General features: G+C 57.6%; 20 protein-coding genes, 1 tRNA gene and 1 pseudogene. 10 read left to right on the top strand and 12 right to left on the bottom strand.

Translation table 11 applies throughout. The features are described 5' to 3' along the window. Window positions 1–117: 117 nt before the first annotated feature. The 4 genes from ACQY4M_RS09105 (at window position 118) to ACQY4M_RS09090 (ending at window position 3472) form a co-directional block, all read left to right on the top strand. Entirely contained in the window at window positions 118–765 is a 648-nt protein-coding gene (locus tag ACQY4M_RS09105) for a sulfotransferase family 2 domain-containing protein (protein WP_428543326.1), read from the top strand. Between the two features lie 80 nt (window positions 766–845). After that, entirely contained in the window at window positions 846–1247 is a 402-nt protein-coding gene (locus ACQY4M_RS09100) for a thiol-disulfide oxidoreductase DCC family protein (protein WP_428543324.1), read from the top strand. Next, window positions 1159–2892, top strand: a complete 1734-nt coding sequence (locus tag ACQY4M_RS09095; protein ID WP_428543322.1) for a DUF4166 domain-containing protein — start codon at window positions 1159–1161, stop codon at window positions 2890–2892. The genes ACQY4M_RS09100 and ACQY4M_RS09095 overlap by 89 nt, the downstream gene beginning before the upstream one ends. Window positions 2893–3055: 163 nt before the next feature. Beyond that, a complete protein-coding gene (locus ACQY4M_RS09090) occupies window positions 3056–3472 on the top strand; it encodes a VOC family protein (RefSeq protein WP_428543320.1) in 417 nt (138 codons plus the stop codon). Between the two features lie 148 nt (window positions 3473–3620). Here the strand turns inward: ACQY4M_RS09090 and ACQY4M_RS09085 are convergent, their stop codons facing one another. The 6 genes from ACQY4M_RS09085 to ACQY4M_RS09060 form a co-directional block, all read right to left on the bottom strand. Continuing rightward, the gene (locus ACQY4M_RS09085) at window positions 3621–5825 is read right to left on the bottom strand and encodes a 3-hydroxyacyl-CoA dehydrogenase NAD-binding domain-containing protein (RefSeq protein ID WP_428543318.1); all 2205 of its coding nucleotides are present in this window, start codon (window positions 5823–5825) and stop codon (window positions 3621–3623) included. Then, window positions 5822–6307 (bottom strand): cupin domain-containing protein, encoded by a 486-nt coding sequence (locus tag ACQY4M_RS09080; protein WP_428543316.1) that lies wholly within the window; start codon window positions 6305–6307, stop codon window positions 5822–5824. Before ACQY4M_RS09080 ends, ACQY4M_RS09085 begins: the two co-directional genes overlap by 4 nt. Continuing rightward, on the bottom strand, window positions 6307–7518 hold the full coding sequence (locus ACQY4M_RS09075) for an acetyl-CoA C-acetyltransferase (RefSeq protein ID WP_428543314.1): 1212 nt from the start codon (window positions 7516–7518) through the stop codon (window positions 6307–6309). Before ACQY4M_RS09075 ends, ACQY4M_RS09080 begins: the two co-directional genes overlap by 1 nt. Further along, window positions 7515–8171, bottom strand: a complete 657-nt coding sequence (locus tag ACQY4M_RS09070) for a glutathione S-transferase family protein (protein ID WP_428543312.1) — start codon at window positions 8169–8171, stop codon at window positions 7515–7517. Before ACQY4M_RS09070 ends, ACQY4M_RS09075 begins: the two co-directional genes overlap by 4 nt. Then, entirely contained in the window at window positions 8168–8362 is a 195-nt protein-coding gene (locus tag ACQY4M_RS09065) for a hypothetical protein (RefSeq protein WP_428543310.1), read from the bottom strand. Before ACQY4M_RS09065 ends, ACQY4M_RS09070 begins: the two co-directional genes overlap by 4 nt. A 65-nt stretch (window positions 8363–8427) precedes the next feature. Continuing rightward, window positions 8428–9471: an IS5 family transposase gene (locus tag ACQY4M_RS09060; RefSeq protein WP_428539227.1), complete on the bottom strand. Its 1044-nt coding sequence runs from the start codon at window positions 9469–9471 to the stop codon at window positions 8428–8430. A gap of 88 nt (window positions 9472–9559) precedes the next feature. Between ACQY4M_RS09060 and ACQY4M_RS09055 the strand changes: the two are divergent. From ACQY4M_RS09055 to ACQY4M_RS09035, 5 genes and pseudogenes are all read left to right on the top strand, one after another. Next, window positions 9560–10336 (top strand): annotated as a pseudogene (locus ACQY4M_RS09055) (glucose-6-phosphate dehydrogenase); the annotation flags it as partial. Next, window positions 10333–11013, top strand: a complete 681-nt coding sequence (pgl, locus tag ACQY4M_RS09050) for a 6-phosphogluconolactonase (protein WP_428543308.1) — start codon at window positions 10333–10335, stop codon at window positions 11011–11013. The pseudogene ACQY4M_RS09055 and the gene pgl, both read left to right, overlap by 4 nt. After that, the gene (pgi, locus tag ACQY4M_RS09045; protein ID WP_428543306.1) at window positions 11010–12614 is read left to right on the top strand and encodes a glucose-6-phosphate isomerase; all 1605 of its coding nucleotides are present in this window, start codon (window positions 11010–11012) and stop codon (window positions 12612–12614) included. Before pgl ends, pgi begins: the two co-directional genes overlap by 4 nt. Window positions 12615–12908: 294 nt before the next feature. Continuing rightward, window positions 12909–13298, top strand: a complete 390-nt coding sequence (locus ACQY4M_RS09040; RefSeq protein ID WP_428543304.1) for a hypothetical protein — start codon at window positions 12909–12911, stop codon at window positions 13296–13298. 1 nt (window position 13299) lies between these two features. Next, window positions 13300–13914 carry a TIR domain-containing protein gene (locus tag ACQY4M_RS09035; RefSeq protein ID WP_428543302.1) on the top strand — a complete coding sequence of 205 codons (615 nt, stop codon included), beginning with the start codon at window positions 13300–13302 and terminating at the stop codon, window positions 13912–13914. A gap of 45 nt (window positions 13915–13959) precedes the next feature. Here the strand turns inward: ACQY4M_RS09035 and ACQY4M_RS09030 are convergent. From ACQY4M_RS09030 to ACQY4M_RS09005, 6 genes are all read right to left on the bottom strand, one after another. Continuing rightward, window positions 13960–14033: transfer RNA gene (locus ACQY4M_RS09030), tRNA-Gly, on the bottom strand. A 60-nt stretch (window positions 14034–14093) separates the two neighbouring features. Next, complete coding sequence (locus ACQY4M_RS09025; RefSeq protein ID WP_428543300.1) at window positions 14094–16136, bottom strand: ASKHA domain-containing protein; 2043 nt, start codon at window positions 16134–16136, stop codon at window positions 14094–14096. A 671-nt stretch (window positions 16137–16807) separates the two neighbouring features. Beyond that, the gene (locus tag ACQY4M_RS09020) at window positions 16808–17851 is read right to left on the bottom strand and encodes an IS5 family transposase (RefSeq protein ID WP_428539227.1); all 1044 of its coding nucleotides are present in this window, start codon (window positions 17849–17851) and stop codon (window positions 16808–16810) included. A gap of 86 nt (window positions 17852–17937) precedes the next feature. After that, a complete protein-coding gene (locus tag ACQY4M_RS09015; RefSeq protein ID WP_428543298.1) occupies window positions 17938–18618 on the bottom strand; it encodes a hypothetical protein in 681 nt (226 codons plus the stop codon). A gap of 55 nt (window positions 18619–18673) precedes the next feature. Beyond that, complete coding sequence (locus tag ACQY4M_RS09010) at window positions 18674–19330, bottom strand: IS1595 family transposase (RefSeq protein ID WP_428539609.1); 657 nt, start codon at window positions 19328–19330, stop codon at window positions 18674–18676. Window positions 19331–19614: 284 nt separating this feature from the next. Further along, a complete protein-coding gene (locus ACQY4M_RS09005; protein ID WP_428543296.1) occupies window positions 19615–20766 on the bottom strand; it encodes a CaiB/BaiF CoA transferase family protein in 1152 nt (383 codons plus the stop codon). A 208-nt stretch (window positions 20767–20974) separates the two neighbouring features. Between ACQY4M_RS09005 and ACQY4M_RS09000 the strand changes: the two genes are divergently transcribed. Beyond that, window positions 20975–22018: an IS5 family transposase gene (locus ACQY4M_RS09000; RefSeq protein WP_428539221.1), complete on the top strand. Its 1044-nt coding sequence runs from the start codon at window positions 20975–20977 to the stop codon at window positions 22016–22018. Window positions 22019–22032 lie beyond the last annotated feature (14 nt).

Below are 22032 nucleotides of genomic sequence, written 5' to 3'. Positions count from 1 at the left end.
TCCCGTTACGATCTGATCCGTGAATAATGCGGTTGCGGGCGCAAATTGCAAAGGATTTCCGCCTGCGCAGTTCATTTTTCCGCTATGCAAAATAGCCTGATCGGGTAACCATATCGCATGATCATTTCGCACGGGCGTAAATACATCTTTGTCCATATCCCGAAAACCGGCGGCACAGCTTTGTCGCTGGCGCTGGAAGGGCGGGCAAAGAAGGACGACATCCTGATTGGCGACACCCCCAAGGCCATGCAGCGCCGCCACCGTTTGAAGGGGGTGCAAAGCAGCGGGCTAGTGTGGAAACATTCACGGCTGGTGGATATATACGGGCTGGTGACACAGGATCAGATCGAGGAATATTATACTTTCACACTGGTGCGCAACCCGTGGGACAGGATGGTCAGCTTGTACCATTGGCTACGGGAACAGACGTTTGCCCACCCGTCGGTGGGGCTGGCGCGCGGTCTGGATTTCAGCGGATTTCTGAATGACGAGCATACGAAAATGACGGTGCGCACAGGGTCCTATCGTCAGTTTATGTACGATCGGGCGGGGATGGAACACTGCGATCTGTTTATCCGGCTGGAGCATCTGCAGCAGGATCTGACCCCGCTAGAAGAGCATCTGGGGTTTTCGCTGGGGCAGATACCGGTTGTGAACAGGTCCAGTCGTCATGCCGATTATCGCCGTTATTACAGCGATGCCGATGCCGAGGTGCTGGCCGAGATCTGCGCGGGGGATATTGCGCGGTTCGGGTATGTGTTTTGAACAGCATGTTTATTGGTCCACTTTCTTCATGGTCGAAAATGGGATAAAGGTTTAACGCCTGTTGTGTGTGCGAGGTAATGATGACCGACCTAGATATCGATCTGATTGTTTTTGACGGAACCTGTATTTTCTGTTCCGGTTTTGCGCGGTTTATGGCGCGTAATGATCGCAAGGCGCGATTTCGGTTTGTCACGGCGCAATCGGAAAAGGGGCGGGTGCTTTATCACCGTTACGGGCTGGATCCTGACTTGATGGAAACCAATATCGTGATTGTCGACGGGGTGGCGCATGTGAAAATGGCGGCTTTTGCGGCCGCCGTTCGGGCCATCGGTTGGCCGTGGCGGTTGTTTGCTGTGCTTGGTTATATTCCGCAACCGCTTTCGGATTGGCTCTATGACCGGATTGCGCGCAACCGTTATCTGTTCGGGCGGCGCAAATGTGTTTTGCCAAGCGATGAACTGCGGGGCCGGATTGTCGACTGAAACCATTCTGATCATCGGCGGATATGGCGTGTTTGGCGGCAAGCTGGCGCAGGCTTTGGCGTGGGATACGCGGCTGGATGTGGTGGTTGCGGGGCGGGATTTGCAACGGGCACAGGCGTTTTGCGACCATCACGGCGGGCGGGCATTGGTGCTGGATACGGGATCGCCCAATCTGGCGGTGGATATCGCCGCCCAGGCCCCTTTTCTGGTTGTCGATGCGGCAGGGCCGTTTCAGGGATACGGGGGTGATCCGTATCGCGTGGCCCGGGCGGCGATTTCCTGTGGTGCACATTATCTGGACCTGTCGGATGATGCGGATTTCACAGCAGGGATTGCCGCGCTGGAAGGCACGGCACAGGCGGCGGGCGTGACGGCGCTGTCAGGCGTGTCCAGCGTTCCGGCGATTTCGTCAGCGGCAGTGGTGGCATTGACGGACGGGATGGACGATATCCACCTGATCGAAAGTGTAATCCTGCCCGGCAACCGCGCCCCGCGCGGCCTGTCGGTGATGCGGGCAATTCTGGCGCAGGTTGGCAGACCGATGCGCGTCTGGCGCGGCGGGGCCTATGAAACACCGCTTGGTTGGTCCGAAGGGCGGGGCGAGGTGTTGGAAATTGACGGCATTGCACCGGTGCGCCACCGCCGCTCCAGCCTGATCGGGGCGCCTGATCTGGCGCTGTTTCCCGAATTTTTCAACGCCCGTTCGGTCGAGTTTCGGGCGGGGCTGGATCTGTGGGTGATGCATTGGGGTCTAGCGGCGGTCGGCTGGCTGGCGCGGTTGCGGCTGATGCGGTCCGCCGAACCTTTGGCGGGCGTGCTGAAATGGGTGGCGGATCGGTTAGAGCCGTTCGGATCGGACCGCGGCGGGATGCGGGTGCGGGTTGTCGGGCGCCTGAGTGACGGGCGCGCGGTGCGGCGCGACTGGACACTGATAGCCGAGGCGGGCGACGGCCCGCACATCCCTGCAGTGGCGGCGCGGGTGATGTGCAAACGGCTGCTGGCGGGCAAGGCCAAAGCGGGCGCGCGGGCCTGTCTGGCGGAATTCTCGCTGGGTGAAGTGGAATCCGAAATGGCAGATTTGCAGGTGGCGTTCGGGCGGGCAGAAACACCGGTGGTGCCGCTGTTTTCGCAAGTGCTGGGCAAACAGTTCAATGCCTTGCCGCCCAAGGTTCAGGCATTGCATGAAGTGCTGCATATCCGGCGCTGGCAGGGGCAGGCGCGGATCACGCGCGGGCGCGGGATGCTGTCGCGCCTGATCTGCCGGATTGTCGGGTTCCCGCCGGCGGGCGACGGGGTGCCGGTGACGGTAACCATGCACCGCAAGGGGGATGCGGAACACTGGCTGCGGGATTTTGGCGGCAAGCGGTTTCGCTCGGTTATGACGCGGGCAGGGGAAGGGGCGATGTGGGAGCGTTTCGGCCCGTTCCGGTTTGAAATCCCGTTCACGGTGCAGGACCAAAGGCTCGGCTATCCGGTGCGCCGCGCCCGGCTGTTCGGGGTGCCTTGGCCAAAGGTCCTGACCCCGAAAAGCGATGCGTTCGAAGGGGTGGATGCGGACGGGCGTGCGACGTTTGACGTGACGGTCAGCCTGCCTTTTGTCGGGGTGCTGGTGCGGTATCAGGGGTGGTTGGGGGATGTAGGCTAATAAATGACGGCTATGCTGGGCAGAGTCAGCTTTAGCTGCAAGTGTTGCAATGTCGGCTTTGGGAATCGATACGGGGTCGTATATTAAGCCGAATTCTGGTTTGACTTACAACAATGCAGTAATCTCGTTTGAATGACCAAACTTCCGGAAAGGAAAACGAAGCATGATTGCCTACATCACAGTCGGTGCGGATAACATCGTGCGCGCAAAACGGTTTTATTCCGCGTTCCTGCCAGCCCTTGGGTATGAACTTGAGGAGGGGTCTGCGGGACTAAGCTACGCACTGCCCATACAGCCAGGACAGTCTCCCGTTCTGCCTGACTTCTACGTTAAACCAACCTTCGATGGACGTCCTGCCTCGGCTGGCAACGGTTCTATGGTCGCATTCGAAGCGCGCAATCAAAAGCAGGTTCGTGACCTTCACGCCGCCGCGCTTGCCGCAGGTGGTTTTGACGAGGGCCAACCGGGTTTTCGCGACTCGTATGGACCTCAATTCTATGTTGGCTACCTTCGCGATCCACAAGGCAACAAAATCGCACTTTTCTCCAGCAATCCGAACGAACCAGGACGAGACGGATAGCGCGGATTGCACGGACGGCAAAAGCCATTCGCCGAATTGCGGAAGATCTGCGAAGTAGGCTCCAACCAGCCACCTCGAAGCTAAACCCGATTACCAAAATATTCAGCCAATAGCCCCCACGGAAAGGGGGCTATTGCATTCAATCGGTCTAAGCCGCCTTGGCATCCTTGCCAAACCGCCCGTAAAAGCTCTCGCCCTTGTCCGCCATCTCGCGCAGCAGGTCGGGGGTGCTGAACCGATCGCCATAGGTTTCGGTCAGGTGGTCGCATATCTCGACGGCCTTACCTTCGCCGATCATATCCAGCCAACTGAACGGCCCACCCGACCACGGTGCAAAGCCCCAGCCGAGGATCGCGCCGACGTCGCCTTCGCGGATGTCCTCAAGCACACCTTCCTCCAGCGCGCGTACGGCCTCCAGCACTTGCGCCATCAGCAGGCGGTGCTGCACCTCGTGCACGTCCGGCTGAACGTCGGCCAGCGGGTATTTTGCCGCCAGACCGTCCCACAGCCCCAACCGCTTACCCTTTTCGTCATAGGCATAGAAACCGGCCTTGGATTTGCGGCCCAGGCGGCCCTCGTCGGCCATCCAGAACAGCACCTCGTCCACCGCGCCGTCAGGATAGGCATCGCCCATCGCCGCCCGCGTGGCCTTGGCGATTTTCACGCCCAGATCAATCGAGGTTTCATCGACCAGTTGCAGTGGCCCCAGCGGCATACCGACCAGTTTGGCGGCATTTTCCACCAGCGCGGGCGCGACGCCCTCTTTGACCATGCGGATCCCTTCGTTGATGTAGGGGATGATGCAGCGGTTGGCGTAAAAGAAGCGCTTGTCATTGACCACGATCGGAGTTTTGCGGATCTGGCGCACGAAATCCAGCGCCTTGGCCACGGCCACATCGCCGGTTTCCTTGCCCTTGATGATCTCGACCAGCAGCATCTTTTCAACCGGTGAAAAGAAGTGGATGCCGATGTATTGCTCGGGTCGTTTGCTGGCCTTGGCCAGTTCCGTGATCGGCAGGGTCGAGGTGTTGGTGGCAAAGATGCAATCCTCGCCCACCACCACTTCGACCTTTTTGGTGACTTCGGCCTTGATCTTCGGGTCCTCGAACACCGCTTCGACGATCAGGTCACAGCCCTTCAGTGCGGCATAATCGGTGGTGGCGGTGATCAGGTTCAGCGTGGCCTCTTTCTTCTCGGGCGTGGCTTTTTTGCGGGCGATGCCCTTGTCCATATAGGTGGCGGTATAATCCTTGCCACGGTCGGCGGCGGCCTGATCCTGATCGATCAGCACCACTTCGATTCCGGCCATGGCCGAAACCAGCGTGATCCCCGCGCCCATCATGCCCGCGCCCAGCACGCCCAGCTTTTTCACCTGTTGCGGTGGCACATCGGGGCGGTTGGCGCCTTTTTCCAATGCTTCCTTGTTGATGAACAGGCTGCGGATCATGGCGGATGAGGACGGGTTCATCATCACATTGGTGAACCAGCGGGCCTCGATCTTGATCGCCGTATCAAAGGGCACCAGCGCCCCTTCGTAAACAGCCGACAGCAGCGCCTTGGCGGCTGGATAAACACCCCATGTGTTGCCGTTCACCATCGCGGAGGCACCAACAAAGGTCATGAAACCGGCGGGGTGATAGGGTGCACCGCCGGGCATTTTATACCCTTTGGCATCCCAGGGTTTCAGGATATCGGCGTCCTTGGCGTTCAGAACCCATTCCTTGGCTTTGGCCAGCAGTTCATCCGCCGGAACAACCTCGTCCACCACACCTGCCATTTTGGCGGCTTTGGGGTTGTTCAGCTTGCCTTGCAACAGCAGCGGGGATGCTGCCATCGCGCCCATTTTGCGCACAAGGCGTGTGGTGCCGCCCATGCCGGGGAAAATCCCGACCTGAATTTCCGGCAGGCCGATTTTGGCCTTGGGGTTGTCGGCGGCAAAGATGCGGTGGCACGACAGCGGCAGTTCAAGGCCGATGCCAAGGGCTGTGCCGGGCAGGGCGGCGGCAATCGGTTTGCCGCCCTTGTTGGTTTTCGCATCCATGCCCGCACGCTCGATCTTGCGTAAAATGCCGTGCATTTGCATCAGACCGTCAAACAGCCCCTGTGCCGGGTTGTCGCCTGCGTCTTCTTTCATCTTGGCGATGATGTTCAGGTCCATGCCACCGGCAAAAGAGCCTTCCTTGCCGGATGTGATGACAACACCTTTGACCGCATCATCTGCCAGTGCGTCATCAATCATGCCGTCCAGATCGTGAAAGGCTTTGATGCTCATCACGTTCATGGATTTGCCTTTGGTGTCCCATGTGATGGTGGCGACGCCGTCTGCGTCTACGGAATAGGAAAAATCGCTCATTTGGTTTCGTCCTCTTGATAAGGTGTGCCGTCTTTGTGGCTGAACTGGCGCTCACCGTTTTGACGTGTGTAGTGAAGATCAATATCGGGGTAATGGCAGGTGTCACTGTCGGCCCGTGTGCCGATGATCAGATAATAGGCTGGCTCTGTGCTGCGATTGATCAGGTGGTGGGCGTTACTGTCACCCGCCTTCCAGCCAGCCGCCATGCCTTCGGTCATTGTGTGTTCACCGTCGTCCTCGACCAGAACCACTTCGCCGCTTAGCATATACAGGAACTCGTCCTCGTTTTCATGCCAGTGGCGTTGCGATGACATGCCGCCGGGCAACAGCTTTTCGATGTTCACACCGAACTGGGTCAACCCTGCGGCCTCGCCCAATGCCGCGGCCTCGTACAGGTCGCAGCCCTTGTCGTGCGGCGGCGGATAGCCGATGTTTTCACTGCCCTTGACCAAGGGCAGTTCGTTGATCTTGATCACCGGCATCAGACGCGCTCGATGATTGTTGCAACGCCCATGCCCGAGGCAATACAAAGCGTGGCCATGCCGACTTCTTTGTCCTGACGCTCAAGTTCGTCCAGCACGGTGCCAATGATCATCGCGCCGGTCGCGCCCAGCGGGTGGCCCATTGCGATGGCGCCGCCGTTGACGTTGACGATTGCGGGGTCCACATCAAAGGCCTGCATGAAGCGCAAAACGACGGCGGCGAAGGCTTCGTTCACCTCGAACAGATCAATGTCGCTGATTTTCATGCCGTTATCATGCAGGATCTTTTCGGTCACCGGCACGGGGCCGGTCAGCATGATGGTGGGTTCGGTGCCGATTTTGGCGTTGGCGCGGATGCGGGCGCGGGGTTTCAACCCGTGCTTTTCGCCGAATTCCTTGTTGCCGATCAGGATCGCGGCCGAGCCATCAACGATGCCCGATGAATTGCCCGCGTGGTGGATGTGGTTCAGACGCTCCAGATGCGGGTATTTCATGATCGCCACCTTGTCGAAACCGGGCATGACCTCGCCCATGTCTTTGAAGCTGGCTTTTAGCGCGCCAAGGGTCTGCATATCGGTGCCGGGGCGCATGTATTCGTCAGTGTCCAGAATGGGCAATCCGTTCTGATCGACAATCGGCACGATGGATTTGGCAAAGCGCTTGTCATCCCAGGCGGCCTTGGCGCGGTTCTGGCTTTCCACGGCCAGCGCATCGGCCTGATCGCGGGTAAAGCCGTATTCGGTGGCGATCAGATCGGCGGAAATGCCCTGAGGCACGAAATAGGTGCCCATCGCAACGCTGGGGTCAACGGCAATCGCGGCGCCGTCGCTGCCCATTGGCACGCGGCCCATCATTTCGACACCACCGGCGATATAGGCCTCGCCGGCGCCACCTTTGATCTGGTTGGCGGCAAGGTTCACAGCCTCCATGCCGGATGCACAGAAACGGTTGATGGCAAGGCCGGGGATCGACTGGTCCAGCTCCGAGGCCAGAACGGCAGTGCGTGCCAGACAGCCGCCCTGTTCCATGACCTGCGTGACGTTGCCCCAGATCACATCCTCGACCGAGTGACCGTCCAGATTGTTGCGGTGCTTGATCGCGTTCAGGATTTGCGCGGACAGGCGCACGGCGGTGACTTCGTGCAGCGCGCCATCCTTGCGGCCCTTGCCGCGGGGGGATCGGACAGCATCATAGATATAGGCTTCGGTCATGTGGTTTTTCCTTCTTGGCTTGCGCGGTCAGCGGGGCTGCCGGGCATCAGATCATAAGGGTGTTTCCAGCTCGGCGTGTCGCTGATGCGGCTTAGCCAGGCGTCGATATGGGGCCATTCCTTGCGCTCGAACCCGAAAGGTTCGGGGTAATAAAGGTAGCTGCAACAGGACAGATCGGCGATTGTCAGATGATCGGCGGCGATCCAGTCGCGGTTTTGCAGATGCTGGTTCAGGGTTTTGTAGGCGGCCTTTAGGCGGGCCTGCGTGAAGGGGATCACGCCTTGGGGTTGTTTGTCTTTGGGCAGGAAATGGATCAAAAACCGCGTCATGCCGACGGGTGAGGACAGCTTGTGATTGTCCCACAATGTCCAGCGCAGAATCTCGCGGCGCTCCTCGGGGGTGGTGCCGCCCAGCTTGCCGGATTTTTCTACTACATAATCCTGAATGACACCGGACTGGGCCAGTGTCAGATCGCCATCGACCATCACCGGGGCCTCGCTCATTTCATTCAGGGCGCGGAACTCGGGGCTGCGGGTTTCGCCGTTGAAAAAGTCGACATAGACTGGTTCCCAGTCCAGACCGGACAATTCCAATGCCAGCGCCGCCTTGTAGGAATTGCCGCTTTCGCCAAAACAGTAAAGCTGGATCGTCATGCTTGATACCCCGTTGTTTGCCCTACCGGCCCAAGCGGGGGTTTCACCCCCGCACCCCCAAGGTATTTGCAGCAAGAAGAAGGGGGTCGGTAAGAATATATTAAGGGGAACCTCTGTAAATTCCCGTTTTCGCCTTCTTCGCGGCGGGGTGGACGGTTTTTCGCCTGTCCCGCCTGATTGCTTCGGATCATAAACCCATTTTCACCGGTTTCAAGCCGGTTTTGGGTATTTCAGGCACACCTCACCCCATGAACCCTTATCCCGGCGCCGCCAGGCCGCATTCGAACTGGACGAAGCGCTTCATGTTGTAGACCAGGTTCATCATCCCGATGCGAAATCGCGCCCGCTTCAGGCCGATGGAGCGGATCAGCTTGCCGCCCATGGAGCGCTCCTGAAAAGCGAATACATGCTCGACCCGGACCCGCACTTTCGAGCGCCTCCGGTTGGCCTTTTGCTGGCGCTCGCCAAGCGGCTTGCCGCGCCTGCCCTTGTGATGGATATGGCTGTGAAGCCCCCGCTCTTCCAGCTCGCTTTCGATCTTTTGCGAGCGATAGGCGCTGTCGGCCCACAGGTCCGATGAGGTGTTGCTCGCATCAATCAGACCGGCAAGCGCCTGGCTGTCATGCACGGCGGCATCGGTGACATCATAAGCGCGGATGAATTTGTGCCGCCGGTCGACATTGATGTGGTTCTTGTAGCCGTAATAGCTCTTGCCGTGCTTCTTCGTCCAGCGCGCATCCACGTCCTTCTGGCGCTTCTTGTGGGGTTTTTCCTCCCACTCTTCAGGCGTTTCGCCCGCCTTGATTTTCTCGTTCTCGTCCCTTTTGTTGTGCTGGCGCGGCGCCGGAACGATGCTCGCATCAACAATCTGCCCGCCCATCGCCAGATAGCCCTTTTCGCGCAGAAAGGCATCGAACTTGTCAAACAGCTCCTTCATCTTCCCGGCCCCGGCCAGCCTTTCACGGTAGGCCCAGATGGTCTTGGCGTCAGGTACGCTGTCTTCAATGCCAAGGCCGAGAAACCGCATGAACGACAGGCGGTCGCGGATCTGATACTCGATCTGATCGTCAGAGAGGTTGTAGAGCTGCTGCAAAACCATCGTCTTGAATATCAGCACCTCATCCCAAGGCGGGCGGCCAGCGTTGGATTTGCGCTGTTCGGGCGGCGTGCGCCATATGGCCTTCAGCTCGTCCCGGTAATCCTCGAACGGCACCATGTCGTTGAGCAACACCAGCGGATCACCAGATTTGTCCAGTCCCGCGTATCGGCTGGAAAGATCAAAAAATCCCATCTGACCCATGACAAAACCCCGTCGGTCGAATCATTTTCATCCTGATGACGATTCTACCCCGTCAGGCCGGATTTTGGGGGATTTTTAGAGGTTCCCTTATGACAAATCCGGTGCGATGCGCGATATGGTGCAGAACCACCTGATGCAACTGTTGTGCCTGATCGCGATGGAACCACCGGCGCATTTTGATCCGGATTCTGTGCGGGATGAAAAACTCAAAGTGATCCGTGCGCTGGATCCGGTGCCGGCAGATGACATCGTGCGCGGGCAGTATCGGGCCGAAGGTGATCAGCCCTCCTATGTCGAGGATGCCGAAAACCCCGACAGCCACACCGAGAGTTTTCTGGCGATGAAGGTGCATATCGCCAACTGGCGCTGGAACGGCACGCCGTTCTACCTGCGCACAGGAAAACGTCTGCGCGCCCGCAAAAGCGAAATCGCGGTGGTATTCAAAGAGCCGCCACACATGATTTTCGAGCCGCAAGAGGGGCGGCGCTGTAACGAGTTGATCATCCATCTGCAACCGAACGAGGGTATGGATTTGCATGTCACCATCAAGGAACCCGGTCCCGGCGGGATGCGTTTGATGGATGTGGCGCTGGACATGAGTTTTGCCGAGGCACTGGGCGAGGATGCCGAAGATATTACAGATGCCTACGAGCGGTTGATCATGGATGTGATCCGGGGAAACCAGACCCTGTTCATGCGCGGGGACGAGGTCGAGGCGGCCTGGGCCTGGGTTGATCCCATCATTCAGGGCTGGATTGAACGCGGGGATCGTCCTAAACCTTATGACGCAGGGAGTTCAGGACCGGAAGACGCATTAATGCTGATGCACCGCGAGGGGCGTCGTTGGCGGGAGATAACAGAATGAAAAAGATCAAATATCCAGACAGTGAAATGTTGGCGATGGATTTGGCCGATGTATTGGCCGCCGAATTAAACGGTATCCTGAACACCAAGGAACGTGTCACGCTGGTGGTTCCCGGCGGCACCACCCCGGGGCCGATTTTCGACATCCTTAGCGGGGTGCGTTTGGAATGGTCACGGGTTAACATCCTGCTGACCGACGAGCGCTGGGTGCCCGAGGATGACCCGCGTTCCAACACCCGACTGGTCAGGGAACACCTGTTGGTGGACCGCGCCGCCGAGGCCACTTTCATCCCGCTTTACGCCCCGACCGACACACCGGAAGAGGCCTTGCCGGAGTTGTCCAAAGCCATCGGTCCACTGTTGCCGGTAGACGTGCTGGTTCTGGGTATGGGGTTGGATATGCACACGGCCTCTTTGTTTACTGGTGCGGATAATCTGGAAGCGGCAATGGCCGATGATGCGCCGATCCTGATGCCGATGCGCGCCAAAGGGGCTGGCGAGCCGCGGGTGACGCTGACCGCCCCTGTGCTAAAGGGCGCGATGTCGACCCATGTGGTTTTCACCGGCAAAGCCAAGAACAAGGCGCTGAAGAAGGCGCTGAAAATCAACGACCCGTTACAGGCGCCCATTTCGGCCTTTCTGAAAGGGGCAACAGCGCACTGGACATCACATAAATGACGCTTTGGGACAGGTTGGCAGCAAAACAGGCACAGGTTGCTGATCGGGCAATCCTATCATTGTTCAATGGCGGACGTGCAGGGGTATTTTCGGCCCGAATGGGGGATTTGCTGTTCGACTATTCCAAGACGAATATTGACGGGGAAACCATGGCGCTGCTTTTGGAACTGGCTGCTGATGCGGATGTGTTCGGGCGCCGTGACGCCATGTTTGCCGGTGAAAAGATCAATGAAACCGAGGGCCGCGCGGTGCTGCACACGGCCTTGCGCAATCTGAAGGGCGCGCCGGTGCTGGTGGATGGTATCGATGTGATGCCCGATATTCTGGCCACGCTTGAAAGGATGCAGGAATTCTGTACGCAGGTGCGCAGCGGTGTGTTTCAGGGGCAGGGCGGGGCGATCAGTGATGTGGTGAATATCGGCATTGGCGGCTCGGACCTTGGCCCGCAAATGACCACTCTGGCGCTGGCCCCGTATCATGACGGCCCGCGCACCCATTTTGTGTCGAACATCGACGGGGCGCATATTGCCGATACGCTAAAGGGGCTGAACCCCGCAACCACGCTGGTGATTGTGGCCTCCAAGACCTTCACCACTATTGAAACCATGACCAACGCCAAAACTGCGCGGGATTGGATGGCGCAATCGGTGACGGACCCCGCTGCGCAATTTGTGGCGGTGTCCTCGGCTGGTGACAAGGCGGCTGCTTTTGGCATCCCTGCCGACCGGGTGTTCGGCTTTGGCGATTATGTCGGCGGGCGCTATTCCGTCTGGGGGCCGATTGGCCTGTCGCTGATGTTGGCGATCGGTCCTGATAATTTCCGCGACTTCCTGCACGGCGGGGCCGAGATGGACGCGCATTTTTGCAACAGCGATGCAGCGCAAAACATGCCGCTGCTGCTGGCGCTTGTCGGTATCTGGCACCACCAGATTTGCGGCTATAAAACCCGCGCTGTGCTGCCTTATGATCAGCGTCTTACGCATATGCCGGCCTATTTCCAGCAGTTGGAAATGGAGAGCAACGGCAAAAGCGTGACAATGGACGGCCAGCCCCTGACACGCCCCAGCGGGCCGGTGGTCTGGGGCAAGCCCGGCACCAACGGGCAACATGCATTTTATCAGCTGATCCATCAGGGCACCGATGTGGTGCCGTGCGAATTCCTGATCGCGGCGAAAGGGCACGAACCCGATCTGGAGCATCAGCATGAATTGCTGCTGGCCAATTGTCTGGCCCAGTCCGAAGCATTGATGAAGGGCCGCCCGCTGGACGTCGCCCGTGATCTGATGGCGGCCAAAGGGTTCACAGGGGCCGAACTGGAACGCCAGGCCCGCCACCATGTTTTCCCCGGCAATCGGCCGACCACCACGCTGATCTACCCCAAACTGACTCCGAACATGCTGGGCCGCATCATCGCCCTTTATGAACACCGTGTGTTTGTCGAAGGGGTTATTCTGGGGATCAATTCGTTCGATCAATGGGGTGTCGAACTGGGCAAGGAACTGGCCGTTGCTCTGACGCCTTTGGTAAAGGGCGAGGAGAGCACTGAAGGCAAAGATGGCTCAACCCGTATGCTGGTGGATTATATCCTGAATTCCAACTGAGGGATTGGAGCGGGTGAAGGGAATCGAACCCTCGTCGTCAGCTTGGGAAACTTACAGCGAACTTTCCAATTACGCCAAATTTTCAAACGGTTGGTCGGTATTCAACATACGATTTGTAGGCAGTCTGTAGGCAAAACCGCAAGGACGCAGCGAGTGTAGGAAATGAAGCGCGCGGTAGCACGCTGAGCACCGCCTATTGTGCATTGGCGCTCGTTTATCCACAATATCTTGAAATAACAATAGCTCAGCCCTATGTGATGGAGAACTAGAGCTAAAGCGAGGGTGCGGATCAAAGTGAGCGTCGAGATATACAACCAGCGGTACGAGACATTCAGACACCTAGATAAGCTGCGTTGGCAGATGCTGCAGTTGTTGGTCGCAATCGCGACTGCAACTGCCTTGGTCCTTCGCTCAACTTCGGGCGAGATAGAGTGGTGGTTCTACCTATTGCTCGGGATCGCACTTGTGACGCTCGCGTTCGTTATGCTCAGGATCGGTAGCGGCATCCGAAACAACGCGAAAGCGCTTAAGGTAGCGGCGGAAGCCATCGGCGATAACGGGATGCCGGATGTTTCAAATGAATGGAAATCCATTGCGCACTGGATCGCCGTTTTTGTATTGGGGTTAGGCGCTTTTCTCATCGGGACAGCCATACTTATGGCTGGTGTATTTTCAGGAGGTTGATTTGACCAAGGCATTCATCAGCTACCATCATCGTAACGACCAAGATTACCGTAGCCATGTTTCGTGGCTGGCGAATGTCCATGGAGCGTTTGACGATTGTTCTGTTGAATTGGATGATATTGACGACGACCTCGCACCTCAGACCATTCGCAGGATAATCCGCGACGACTACCTTCGAGATACGCAAGTGACAATTTTGTTGTGTGGAACCGAGACACGGTTTCGGAAACACATTGATTGGGAACTGAAATCCAGCATGATTGATGGTACGGTGAACAAACGTTCTGGTATTTTGGTGATCGACCTTCCAACTACATCTTGCAACTCTTGGCAGACGAGCTTGCCGGGCGAAAAGGAAGCCATCTACCCGGACTTCACAACTGGGTGGTTTACCGTTGAAACGAAGGCCGATTTTCAAACCCGATATCCCGATTTACCAGAACGAATTATTGATAACTTGGTGAAACCAGATGTTGCTTTGTCAGTTGTTCCATGGTCTCGGATCGAGAACCAACCCGCGAACCTGAAATTTCTTGTCGACGCAACTGCGCGGGTCGCGCACAGCAATCAATACGACATGTCTCTGCCTATGAGAATGCGCGACCACAATCCGTAGTTGTGGCATCAGCGTTAACCTGTTTGACAGAAGGTGATTGCAGGTTGGAGCGGGTGAAGGGAATCGAACCCTCGTATTCAGCTTGGGAAGCTGCTGCTCTACCATTGAGCTACACCCGCTTACAGCGTTTCAGGTAATTGGCGCGGCGCGGTTCGTCAAGCGGGTTATGCGAAAATCCCTTACCCGCGCCGCCGCCGTCTGCGTCCGCCACCATCACCACCACCACCGGTGTTAAAGGTCACATCGGGCAGGGTGACAATACTGGACAGGATCGGGAACGGGTCAACCGCGTTCGGGATGTTGGAGGCATTGACAAAATGCTCCTGAAAGCGCGGCTCGATTGCGGTTTCGACCTTGTGGATGGCGCGCACGGTATTTTCGATCTCGGCGCGGGCCGACCGGTTCAGCAGGGCAATGCGCGCACCGGTGCCAGCGGCGTTGCCCGCCGAGGTTACTTTGTCCAGCTCGCAATCGGGGATCATCCCCAGCACCATTGCGTGTTTGGGCGAGATATGCGCGCCAAAGGCGCCCGCCAGCACGATGCGGTCAACTGTATCCACGCCGAATTTATCCATCAACAGCCGCGCACCGGAATAGAGCGCCGCCTTGGCCATCTGGATTTCGCGGATATCGCGATTGGTAACGGTAATCACGGGGCCGCCCTCGGCCGAGCCATCCCAGACCAGATAGGAATTGGTGCGCCCGTCGGTGAAGCAGCGCTTTGTGCCGGCCTGCTCGGCGGTGCCAATCAATCCGGGGCCGTCGACAATACCGGCCATGCGCATCTCGGCCACCAGTTCGATGATGCCAGATCCGCAAATGCCGGTTACGCCGGTGGTGGCGATGGCGGTTTCAAAGCCCTCTTCGTCCGACCACAAGTCCGATCCGATCACCTGAAAGCGGGGCTCCTTGGTCACGGGATCAATCGCCACATGCTCAATCGCGCCGGGTGCGGCCCGCTGGCCGGAACTGATCTGTGCGCCCTCGAACGCGGGGCCGGTGGGGGACGAACAGGCCAACACCCGTTCGCGGTTGCCCAGCAGCAATTCGGCATTGGTGCCCACATCTACCACCAACACCAGATCGTCGGATTTGTCAGGGGCTTCGGACAGGGCTACGGCGGCGGCATCGGCGCCCACATGCCCCGCGATACAGGGCAGGATATAGGCGCGGGTTTCGGGGTGTAGGTCAAGGTCCAGATCACGCGCTTTCAGGCGGATCGCGTCCGAGGTGGCCAGCGCAAACGGGGCCTGTCCCAACTCGTATGGATCAATGCCCAGCAGCAGGTGGTGCATCACCGGATTGCAGACGAACACGGTATCAAGGATCAGCGTCTTGTCGATGTCCGCATCCGTGGTGATCTGATCAAACAGCGCATTCAGCCCGTTGCGCACGGCGGCAGTCATCTCGTCCGCACCGCCCTCGTTCATCATGCCATAGGAAACGCGGCTCATCAGGTCTTCGCCAAAGCGGATTTGCGGGTTCATGATGCCGGAAGAGGCCACCACTTTGCCGGTCTGCAAGTCACACAGATGGGCGGCAATGGTGGCCGATCCGACATCCACCGCCAGCCCGTAGGCAGGCGCATCATGAAAGCCGGACCAGACACGCAGGATGGTATGTGGGGCGTTATCATCCGCCTGATGCAGGGCAACGGTGACTTTCCATTCGCCCTTGCGCAAGCGTGTTTGCAGGGTCGAGAGAACCGACAGATCGGCGCTGATCTTGCCCAGATCCCACTGGTCCTGCAAGGCGGCAACCAGCCGTTCCAGATCACCCGAGGGGTCGTGCATATCGGGCTGTGCCACCTCGACGTAATACAGACGTACGGTGGGGTTCAGGGTGATATCGCGCGCCTCGGCCCGTTTGCGCACCACCTGTTTGTGAACCTGGCTTTCGGGGGGCACGTCGATCACCACGTCGCCCTCGATTTTCGCCTGACAGCCCAGCCGCCGCCCGTCAATCAGCCCGCGAATGGATTTGTAACGCTCCTCGACAGAGTTCCATTCGCTTAGGGCATCATCGGCCACAGTGACCCCGTGTTTTGAGAATTCACCATATGAGGGGGTGATCTGGCAGCGCGAACAAATCCCGCGCCCGCCGCAAACCGAATCCAGATCGACACCCAACTGGCGGGCAGCGGTCAGAACCGGCGTGCCCTTGGCAAAATGCCCGCGTTTGCCGGAAGGGGTGAAAATTACCAGAGGATCGGATTTTGCCATAGTCGCGCCTGTTTGCCTGTTTCGCCTTCCCTTTTAATGGGTCGGCGAAAAGGTGCAATGGCTGTGGGCGACATGTGAGCACAGTAAAACGCAATAGAGCGACGTATAACTTCTCTGCTGGTAATGAATGGCAGGGCCAGCCTGTTTATTACAAACTGTTCCTGCCATTTGTCTATATTCAGGGTCTGGATATCCTGTTGACGAAGATACCGCTGCTAGAACCGCCAGCCAAGTGACACTTCGAATGTATCATTGGGAAGAATATCACTGGTCGAGTAATTTGCATTCAGATAGCCCCCGTTCAGGAATTGGTATTCCACCCCCAACCCGTAAACATCAATATTTGTCCCGCCACCATCCGGATCAATGTGCAAAATGCTGCCCGCAAGCGAAAAACTGTCGGTGAATTTATAGTCTGCATAGAGGTTTGCAGTTGTGGCGCCAATGAACCCCTCTTTCTTGGAGAGGATCAGGCCGGTGCGAAGCCTGTCGGAATTGGCCTCACCCCCGAAGGTATAAAGGGAACCTCTGTAAATTCCCGTTTTCGCCTTCTTCGCGGCGGGGTGGACGGTTTTTCGCCTGTCCCGCCTGATTGCTTCGGATCATAAACCCATTTTCACCGGTTTCAAGCCGGTTTTGGGTATTTCAGGCACACCTCACCCCATGAACCCTTATCCCGGCGCCGCCAGGCCGCATTCGAACTGGACGAAGCGCTTCATGTTGTAGACCAGGTTCATCATCCCGATGCGAAATCGCGCCCGCTTCAGGCCGATGGAGCGGATCAGCTTGCCGCCCATGGAGCGCTCCTGAAAAGCGAATACATGCTCGACCCGGACCCGCACTTTCGAGCGCCTCCGGTTGGCCTTTTGCTGGCGCTCGCCAAGCGGCTTGCCGCGCCTGCCCTTGTGATGGATATGGCTGTGAAGCCCCCGCTCTTCCAGCTCGCTTTCGATCTTTTGCGAGCGATAGGCGCTGTCGGCCCACAGGTCCGATGAGGTGTTGCTCGCATCAATCAGACCGGCAAGCGCCTGGCTGTCATGCACGGCGGCATCGGTGACATCATAAGCGCGGATGAATTTGTGCCGCCGGTCGACATTGATGTGGTTCTTGTAGCCGTAATAGCTCTTGCCGTGCTTCTTCGTCCAGCGCGCATCCACGTCCTTCTGGCGCTTCTTGTGGGGTTTTTCCTCCCACTCTTCAGGCGTTTCGCCCGCCTTGATTTTCTCGTTCTCGTCCCTTTTGTTGTGCTGGCGCGGCGCCGGAACGATGCTCGCATCAACAATCTGCCCGCCCATCGCCAGATAGCCCTTTTCGCGCAGAAAGGCATCGAACTTGTCAAACAGCTCCTTCATCTTCCCGGCCCCGGCCAGCCTTTCACGGTAGGCCCAGATGGTCTTGGCGTCAGGTACGCTGTCTTCAATGCCAAGGCCGAGAAACCGCATGAACGACAGGCGGTCGCGGATCTGATACTCGATCTGATCGTCAGAGAGGTTGTAGAGCTGCTGCAAAACCATCGTCTTGAATATCAGCACCTCATCCCAAGGCGGGCGGCCAGCGTTGGATTTGCGCTGTTCGGGCGGCGTGCGCCATATGGCCTTCAGCTCGTCCCGGTAATCCTCGAACGGCACCATGTCGTTGAGCAACACCAGCGGATCACCAGATTTGTCCAGTCCCGCGTATCGGCTGGAAAGATCAAAAAATCCCATCTGACCCATGACAAAACCCCGTCGGTCGAATCATTTTCATCCTGATGACGATTCTACCCCGTCAGGCCGGATTTTGGGGGATTTTTAGAGGTTCCCTAAATATTAAGACTGACTCCGCCGTCATCAATCACTTCAACACCACCAAACAGTTTTGTTTCCCCCAGGCGACCCAATGTTCCAAGACGGTGTTGAAATGCTACAGAATAGATGTTCAAATCATTGGGCGCACCAGAGGCGCTCATCCTGTGATAAGCCGCGCCGATTTTGGTCTTTCCGAACTCACCATCGTAGCGCAACCCGTAGAAATTCGGGCGTTCACCAACAATGAAGGGGCCGTATAGATAAAGCATCGAGGCAAGTGAATCGTTTATCCCCGAGAATTCCAAGAAAGTTTTTACGGCCGTCGAGTGAGCCATCGTATCCTGTGGGATATAACCATAATCCAAAACAGGCCGCGGCACCCCGACGGACAACAGGCCGGTATTTCCAAGGGCGAATGTAATTGACGGATATACAACTGCTTCGCTAATTGGGGTTCCACCAAAGTCTACGGCATCGATTCCAATTGAAAATCCAACACCAAGGCCGCCACCCCGGTTAGGTTCCAGTCCGAAATTGAGGTTAGCCCGCCCCAATGTTTCACTGGTTCCTATAATGTCCGAGCTGGATATTTCAATATACCCGTCAATATACATATTATCGGGCAAGGACTGTGCGGTTACATGGGTGGCCGATAATGTGCTGGCCGTGACTATGGATAGTGCGATAAGTTTCATGGATTTATTCCTTATTATTGCGAAGAAAATTTGAATATGGGGCTGACCCAGATAACTACTTCAAGTAACGCTTAACCCATTGTCTTAGCTGCAATAACTGAGCTGAAGGGTCACTGTTGTTGAAACGCCACTCGCATTCCTTCAAATATAGCCCAAATTGGGCCTTGGGGACACCGTTAAATCGGCGCATGTGGCGCTTGGCTTGGTTCCAGAAATTCTCGATGCCATTGATGTGGTTGTGACGGTCTGCAAAGAGCTTGGAATGGTTGATGCGAAAGTGGTGGAAGTCTGACACATCCAGCACATTATAACCGCGCCAACAATCGGAATAGACGATGGAATCCGGCACGACTTTGCGCTCTATGATCGGGATCAGAGTGGCGGATTTGGCGTCCGGGATGATCTTGGTGTAAACCTTCCCACCCCTTTTTAATATACCAAAAACGGGAATTTTACCTGCCGCACCACGCCCGCGTTTACCTTTGCGTTTGCCGCCAAAGTAGCTTTCGTCCACTTCTATTTCTCCGCCGAACATAGCTTGGCTTTCCGCCTCCAGCTCATAGGCGATTATCTCGCGCAGGCGTAGAAAATAAAACGCTGCGGTCTTGCGGTTTACACCACACAAACTGGCTGCTGTTCGTGCTGTCGATCCCGAAACAAAATGCTCCGTAAGACGGTCTTGCTTGTAGTGGCTCAGGCGACTCTTTCTCATGCTTCCCATCATAACCTCTTTTTAGGTTATCTGGGTCAGCCCCTTGAATATTTATTGAATATATGAGTTGGATATTAGCAGAATGAGGCCTTTTACAAAAGTAAGGAATACCAGCCCTTATAACCTGTGTTGCATAAATATTTGCGGCCATGTTTGCAAAGCGAAGGTTCGGCCATTAGCGCCAGGTATGAACCCGCATTGCTTCTGCTATTTACCGGAGATACTTGGGTAATGGCCAAATATACTGGGTAGGGAAATGCAGCCATTGCGTAGGGCGGGAACCATTACCCCTTGTTCAACCAGTCCAGTATCACCTGCCTGTCCCCGTCCAGTACCGGTGCGCGGGCGCCTTTCAAGGTACCGTCCATCCCCGAAATCTTGATCGGATTGCCGGCCGCTATGAACGGTTTACCGCCATCCGGCGCAGCCAGTTCCACCACCATGTTGCGCGCAAGTATCTGCGGGTCAGACATGGCTTCGGCAACGTTCTGTATGGCCGCACAAGGCACGCCGGCGGCGTCCAGCAGTTTTAGCCAGTGCTTTTTCTTGCGCGCCAGCGTCACTGTTTCGATCAGGCGTTTCAGGATCTTGACGTGTTTGCAGCGCGCCGCGTTGCTGGCGAAACGGGGGTCCTCAAGCAGCGGGCCAAGGCCCAGCACGTCGCACATTTTGGCAAACAGAACGTCATTGCCCGCCGCGATCACGAACAGCCCGTTCTTGGCGTGGAAGGTTTCAAACGGGGTGATCGACGGGTGCCGCGCGCCGGACGGGGCAGGGGGGATGCCGGTTTCGCCGGTGATGGCCACCGCATGTTCCAGAATGGCGATCTGGCTGTCCAGCATGGCGACGTCGATCTTGTGCCCCTGTCCGGTTTGTGTGCGTTCATACAGCGCGGCAATCACACCGGTGCTCAGGAATGATCCGGCAATGATGTCCCCCACCGAGGCCCCGACACGCACCGGCTCGCGGTCTTTTTCGCCGGTGATCGACATCACCCCGCCACGGGCCTGCACCACCATGTCATAGGCGGGTTTCTGGGCGTCAGGACCGGTATGGCCGAACCCGGACACGGCGGCATAGATCAGGCGGGGGTATTTTGTGTGCAATTCGTCCCAACCATAGCCCAGCCGCTCCATCACGCCGGGGCGGAAGTTTTCGACCAGAACATCGGCCTTTGGCAGCATCTGTTCAAACAAGGCGCGGTCACTCGTGTTTTTCAAATCCAGCGCGATGGATTCCTTGCCACGGTTGATGGTGGCAAAATAGGCGCTTTCACTGCCGCGAAATGGCGGAAAGGCGCGGGTGTCATCGCCCAGGCCCGGGCGCTCGATCTTGATCACACGGGCGCCCAGATCGGACAGAACCATAGTGCAATAGGGACCGGCAAGCACATGTGACAGGTCAATGACTGTAATGTCGGATAGGGGGGTAGACATGGGAAGACTCCTGATATGTTTGGATTTAGGGTGCCCAGTTCCGGTAGGAATATCAATGATATGGATCAGCATACCCAGGCAACTGCTTGAAGAACTTGAGAGGGGCAGATCAAGAACCCAATGCTTATGAAAGACCTCTGCATAACATCGGGATTCCCCCGGGTTGGCCGTTTTGGTAAGCTAGCCGGGAAATCTCTGGGGTGAATAGATGGACCTTTTCCTGCACGAAGCGGCGGCACGGATCGGCGCGGATGACGTTCTGTCGAAGATCGACGCGCTGATGGATTGGAACTCGTTTTTGCCGATCCTGCGGCGCGGTCTGGGGCGCTCGGGGATCGGGCCTCAGGGCTATGATCCGCTGGTTCTGTTCAAGTGTCTTCTGGTTGGCCAGTGGCACGGGCTGAGCGACCCGAAGCTGGAGCGGGCCTTGAAGGTGCGGCTGGATTTCATGCTGTTCTGCGGGCTCGATCTGCACGCGTCGGTGCCGGATGAGACGACCCACTGCCGGTTCCGCAATGCGCTGGTCCGGGGTGGCGTTTACGATGAGCTGCTGGCCGAGGTCTGCCGCCAGATCGAGGCGCATGGGCTGAAGCTGAAAGAGGCTGAGGCGGCGATCATTGATGCGACCCTGATCGCGGCGGCGGCGCGCCCGCGCACCCATATCGACGCCCCGCAGGACCGGGCAGAGGACGGGGCAAGGGAAGGGACGCCGGATGATCCGCCCGAGGTCTCACCCGACGGGGCACAGCTGCATTTCAGCGCCGACCCTGATGCCCGCTGGGTCAAGAAGGGCCGCAAGAGCACGCTCGGCTACAAGGGCTTTGCCCGCTGCGACGAAGAGGGCTTTATCGACAAGGTGCACACCACGCCCGCCAATGCCGCCGAAAGCCCCGAATTCGCCACCATGATCGCGGGCGCAAAGGCGCAGCGGGTGCTGGCCGACAAGGCCTATGCGAGCAAGGCCAACCGCCAGATGCTGCGCGGCAAATACCGCGACGGCATCCTGCGCAAGGCAGCGCGCGGCCGCCCCCTGCGGCAATCGGAGAAACGCTTCAACCGGCTGATTTCGAAACGCCGCTTCCGCATCGAGCAGACTTTCGGCACGATGAAACGCCTCTTCGGCCTGCAGCGGGCGAGATATTTCGGGCGCGCCAGGGTGCATGCCCAGATGGTCATGGCCGCCATCGCGCAAAACCTGCTCAAGGCCGCAAACAGGATCACCCTCAACCCGCAAACCCCCGCAATCGCATAGCCCCAAACCCCGCC

Origin of the sequence: Profundibacter sp. (assembly GCF_965277155.1) — a bacterium.
Lineage (GTDB): Bacteria > Pseudomonadota > Alphaproteobacteria > Rhodobacterales > Rhodobacteraceae > Profundibacter.
Note: the sequence above shows the minus strand (reverse complement) of the source record. Positions and strands in the feature narration are given on the sequence as shown.

Bases quoted from the DNA above. Each gene is read 5' to 3' on its own strand.
- ACQY4M_RS09105 (WP_428543326.1), top strand. From the start codon at position 118: ATGATCATTTCGCACGGGCGTAAATACATCTTTGTCCATATCCCGAAA.
- ACQY4M_RS09100 (WP_428543324.1), top strand. From the start codon at position 846: ATGACCGACCTAGATATCGATCTGATTGTTTTTGACGGAACCTGTATT.
- ACQY4M_RS09095 (WP_428543322.1), top strand. From the start codon at position 1,159: ATGACCGGATTGCGCGCAACCGTTATCTGTTCGGGCGGCGCAAATGTG.
- ACQY4M_RS09090 (WP_428543320.1), top strand. From the start codon at position 3,056: ATGATTGCCTACATCACAGTCGGTGCGGATAACATCGTGCGCGCAAAA.
- ACQY4M_RS09085 (WP_428543318.1), bottom strand. From the start codon at position 5,825: ATGAGCGATTTTTCCTATTCCGTAGACGCAGACGGCGTCGCCACCATC.
- ACQY4M_RS09080 (WP_428543316.1), bottom strand. From the start codon at position 6,307: ATGCCGGTGATCAAGATCAACGAACTGCCCTTGGTCAAGGGCAGTGAA.
- ACQY4M_RS09075 (WP_428543314.1), bottom strand. From the start codon at position 7,518: ATGACCGAAGCCTATATCTATGATGCTGTCCGATCCCCCCGCGGCAAG.
- ACQY4M_RS09070 (WP_428543312.1), bottom strand. From the start codon at position 8,171: ATGACGATCCAGCTTTACTGTTTTGGCGAAAGCGGCAATTCCTACAAG.
- ACQY4M_RS09065 (WP_428543310.1), bottom strand. From the start codon at position 8,362: ATGATCCGAAGCAATCAGGCGGGACAGGCGAAAAACCGTCCACCCCGC.
- ACQY4M_RS09060 (WP_428539227.1), bottom strand. From the start codon at position 9,471: ATGGGTCAGATGGGATTTTTTGATCTTTCCAGCCGATACGCGGGACTG.
- pgl (WP_428543308.1), top strand. From the start codon at position 10,333: ATGAAAAAGATCAAATATCCAGACAGTGAAATGTTGGCGATGGATTTG.
- pgi (WP_428543306.1), top strand. From the start codon at position 11,010: ATGACGCTTTGGGACAGGTTGGCAGCAAAACAGGCACAGGTTGCTGAT.
- ACQY4M_RS09025 (WP_428543300.1), bottom strand. From the start codon at position 16,136: ATGGCAAAATCCGATCCTCTGGTAATTTTCACCCCTTCCGGCAAACGC.
- ACQY4M_RS09020 (WP_428539227.1), bottom strand. From the start codon at position 17,851: ATGGGTCAGATGGGATTTTTTGATCTTTCCAGCCGATACGCGGGACTG.
- ACQY4M_RS09015 (WP_428543298.1), bottom strand. From the start codon at position 18,618: ATGAAACTTATCGCACTATCCATAGTCACGGCCAGCACATTATCGGCC.
- ACQY4M_RS09010 (WP_428539609.1), bottom strand. From the start codon at position 19,330: ATGAGAAAGAGTCGCCTGAGCCACTACAAGCAAGACCGTCTTACGGAG.
- ACQY4M_RS09005 (WP_428543296.1), bottom strand. From the start codon at position 20,766: ATGTCTACCCCCCTATCCGACATTACAGTCATTGACCTGTCACATGTG.
- ACQY4M_RS09000 (WP_428539221.1), top strand. From the start codon at position 20,975: ATGGACCTTTTCCTGCACGAAGCGGCGGCACGGATCGGCGCGGATGAC.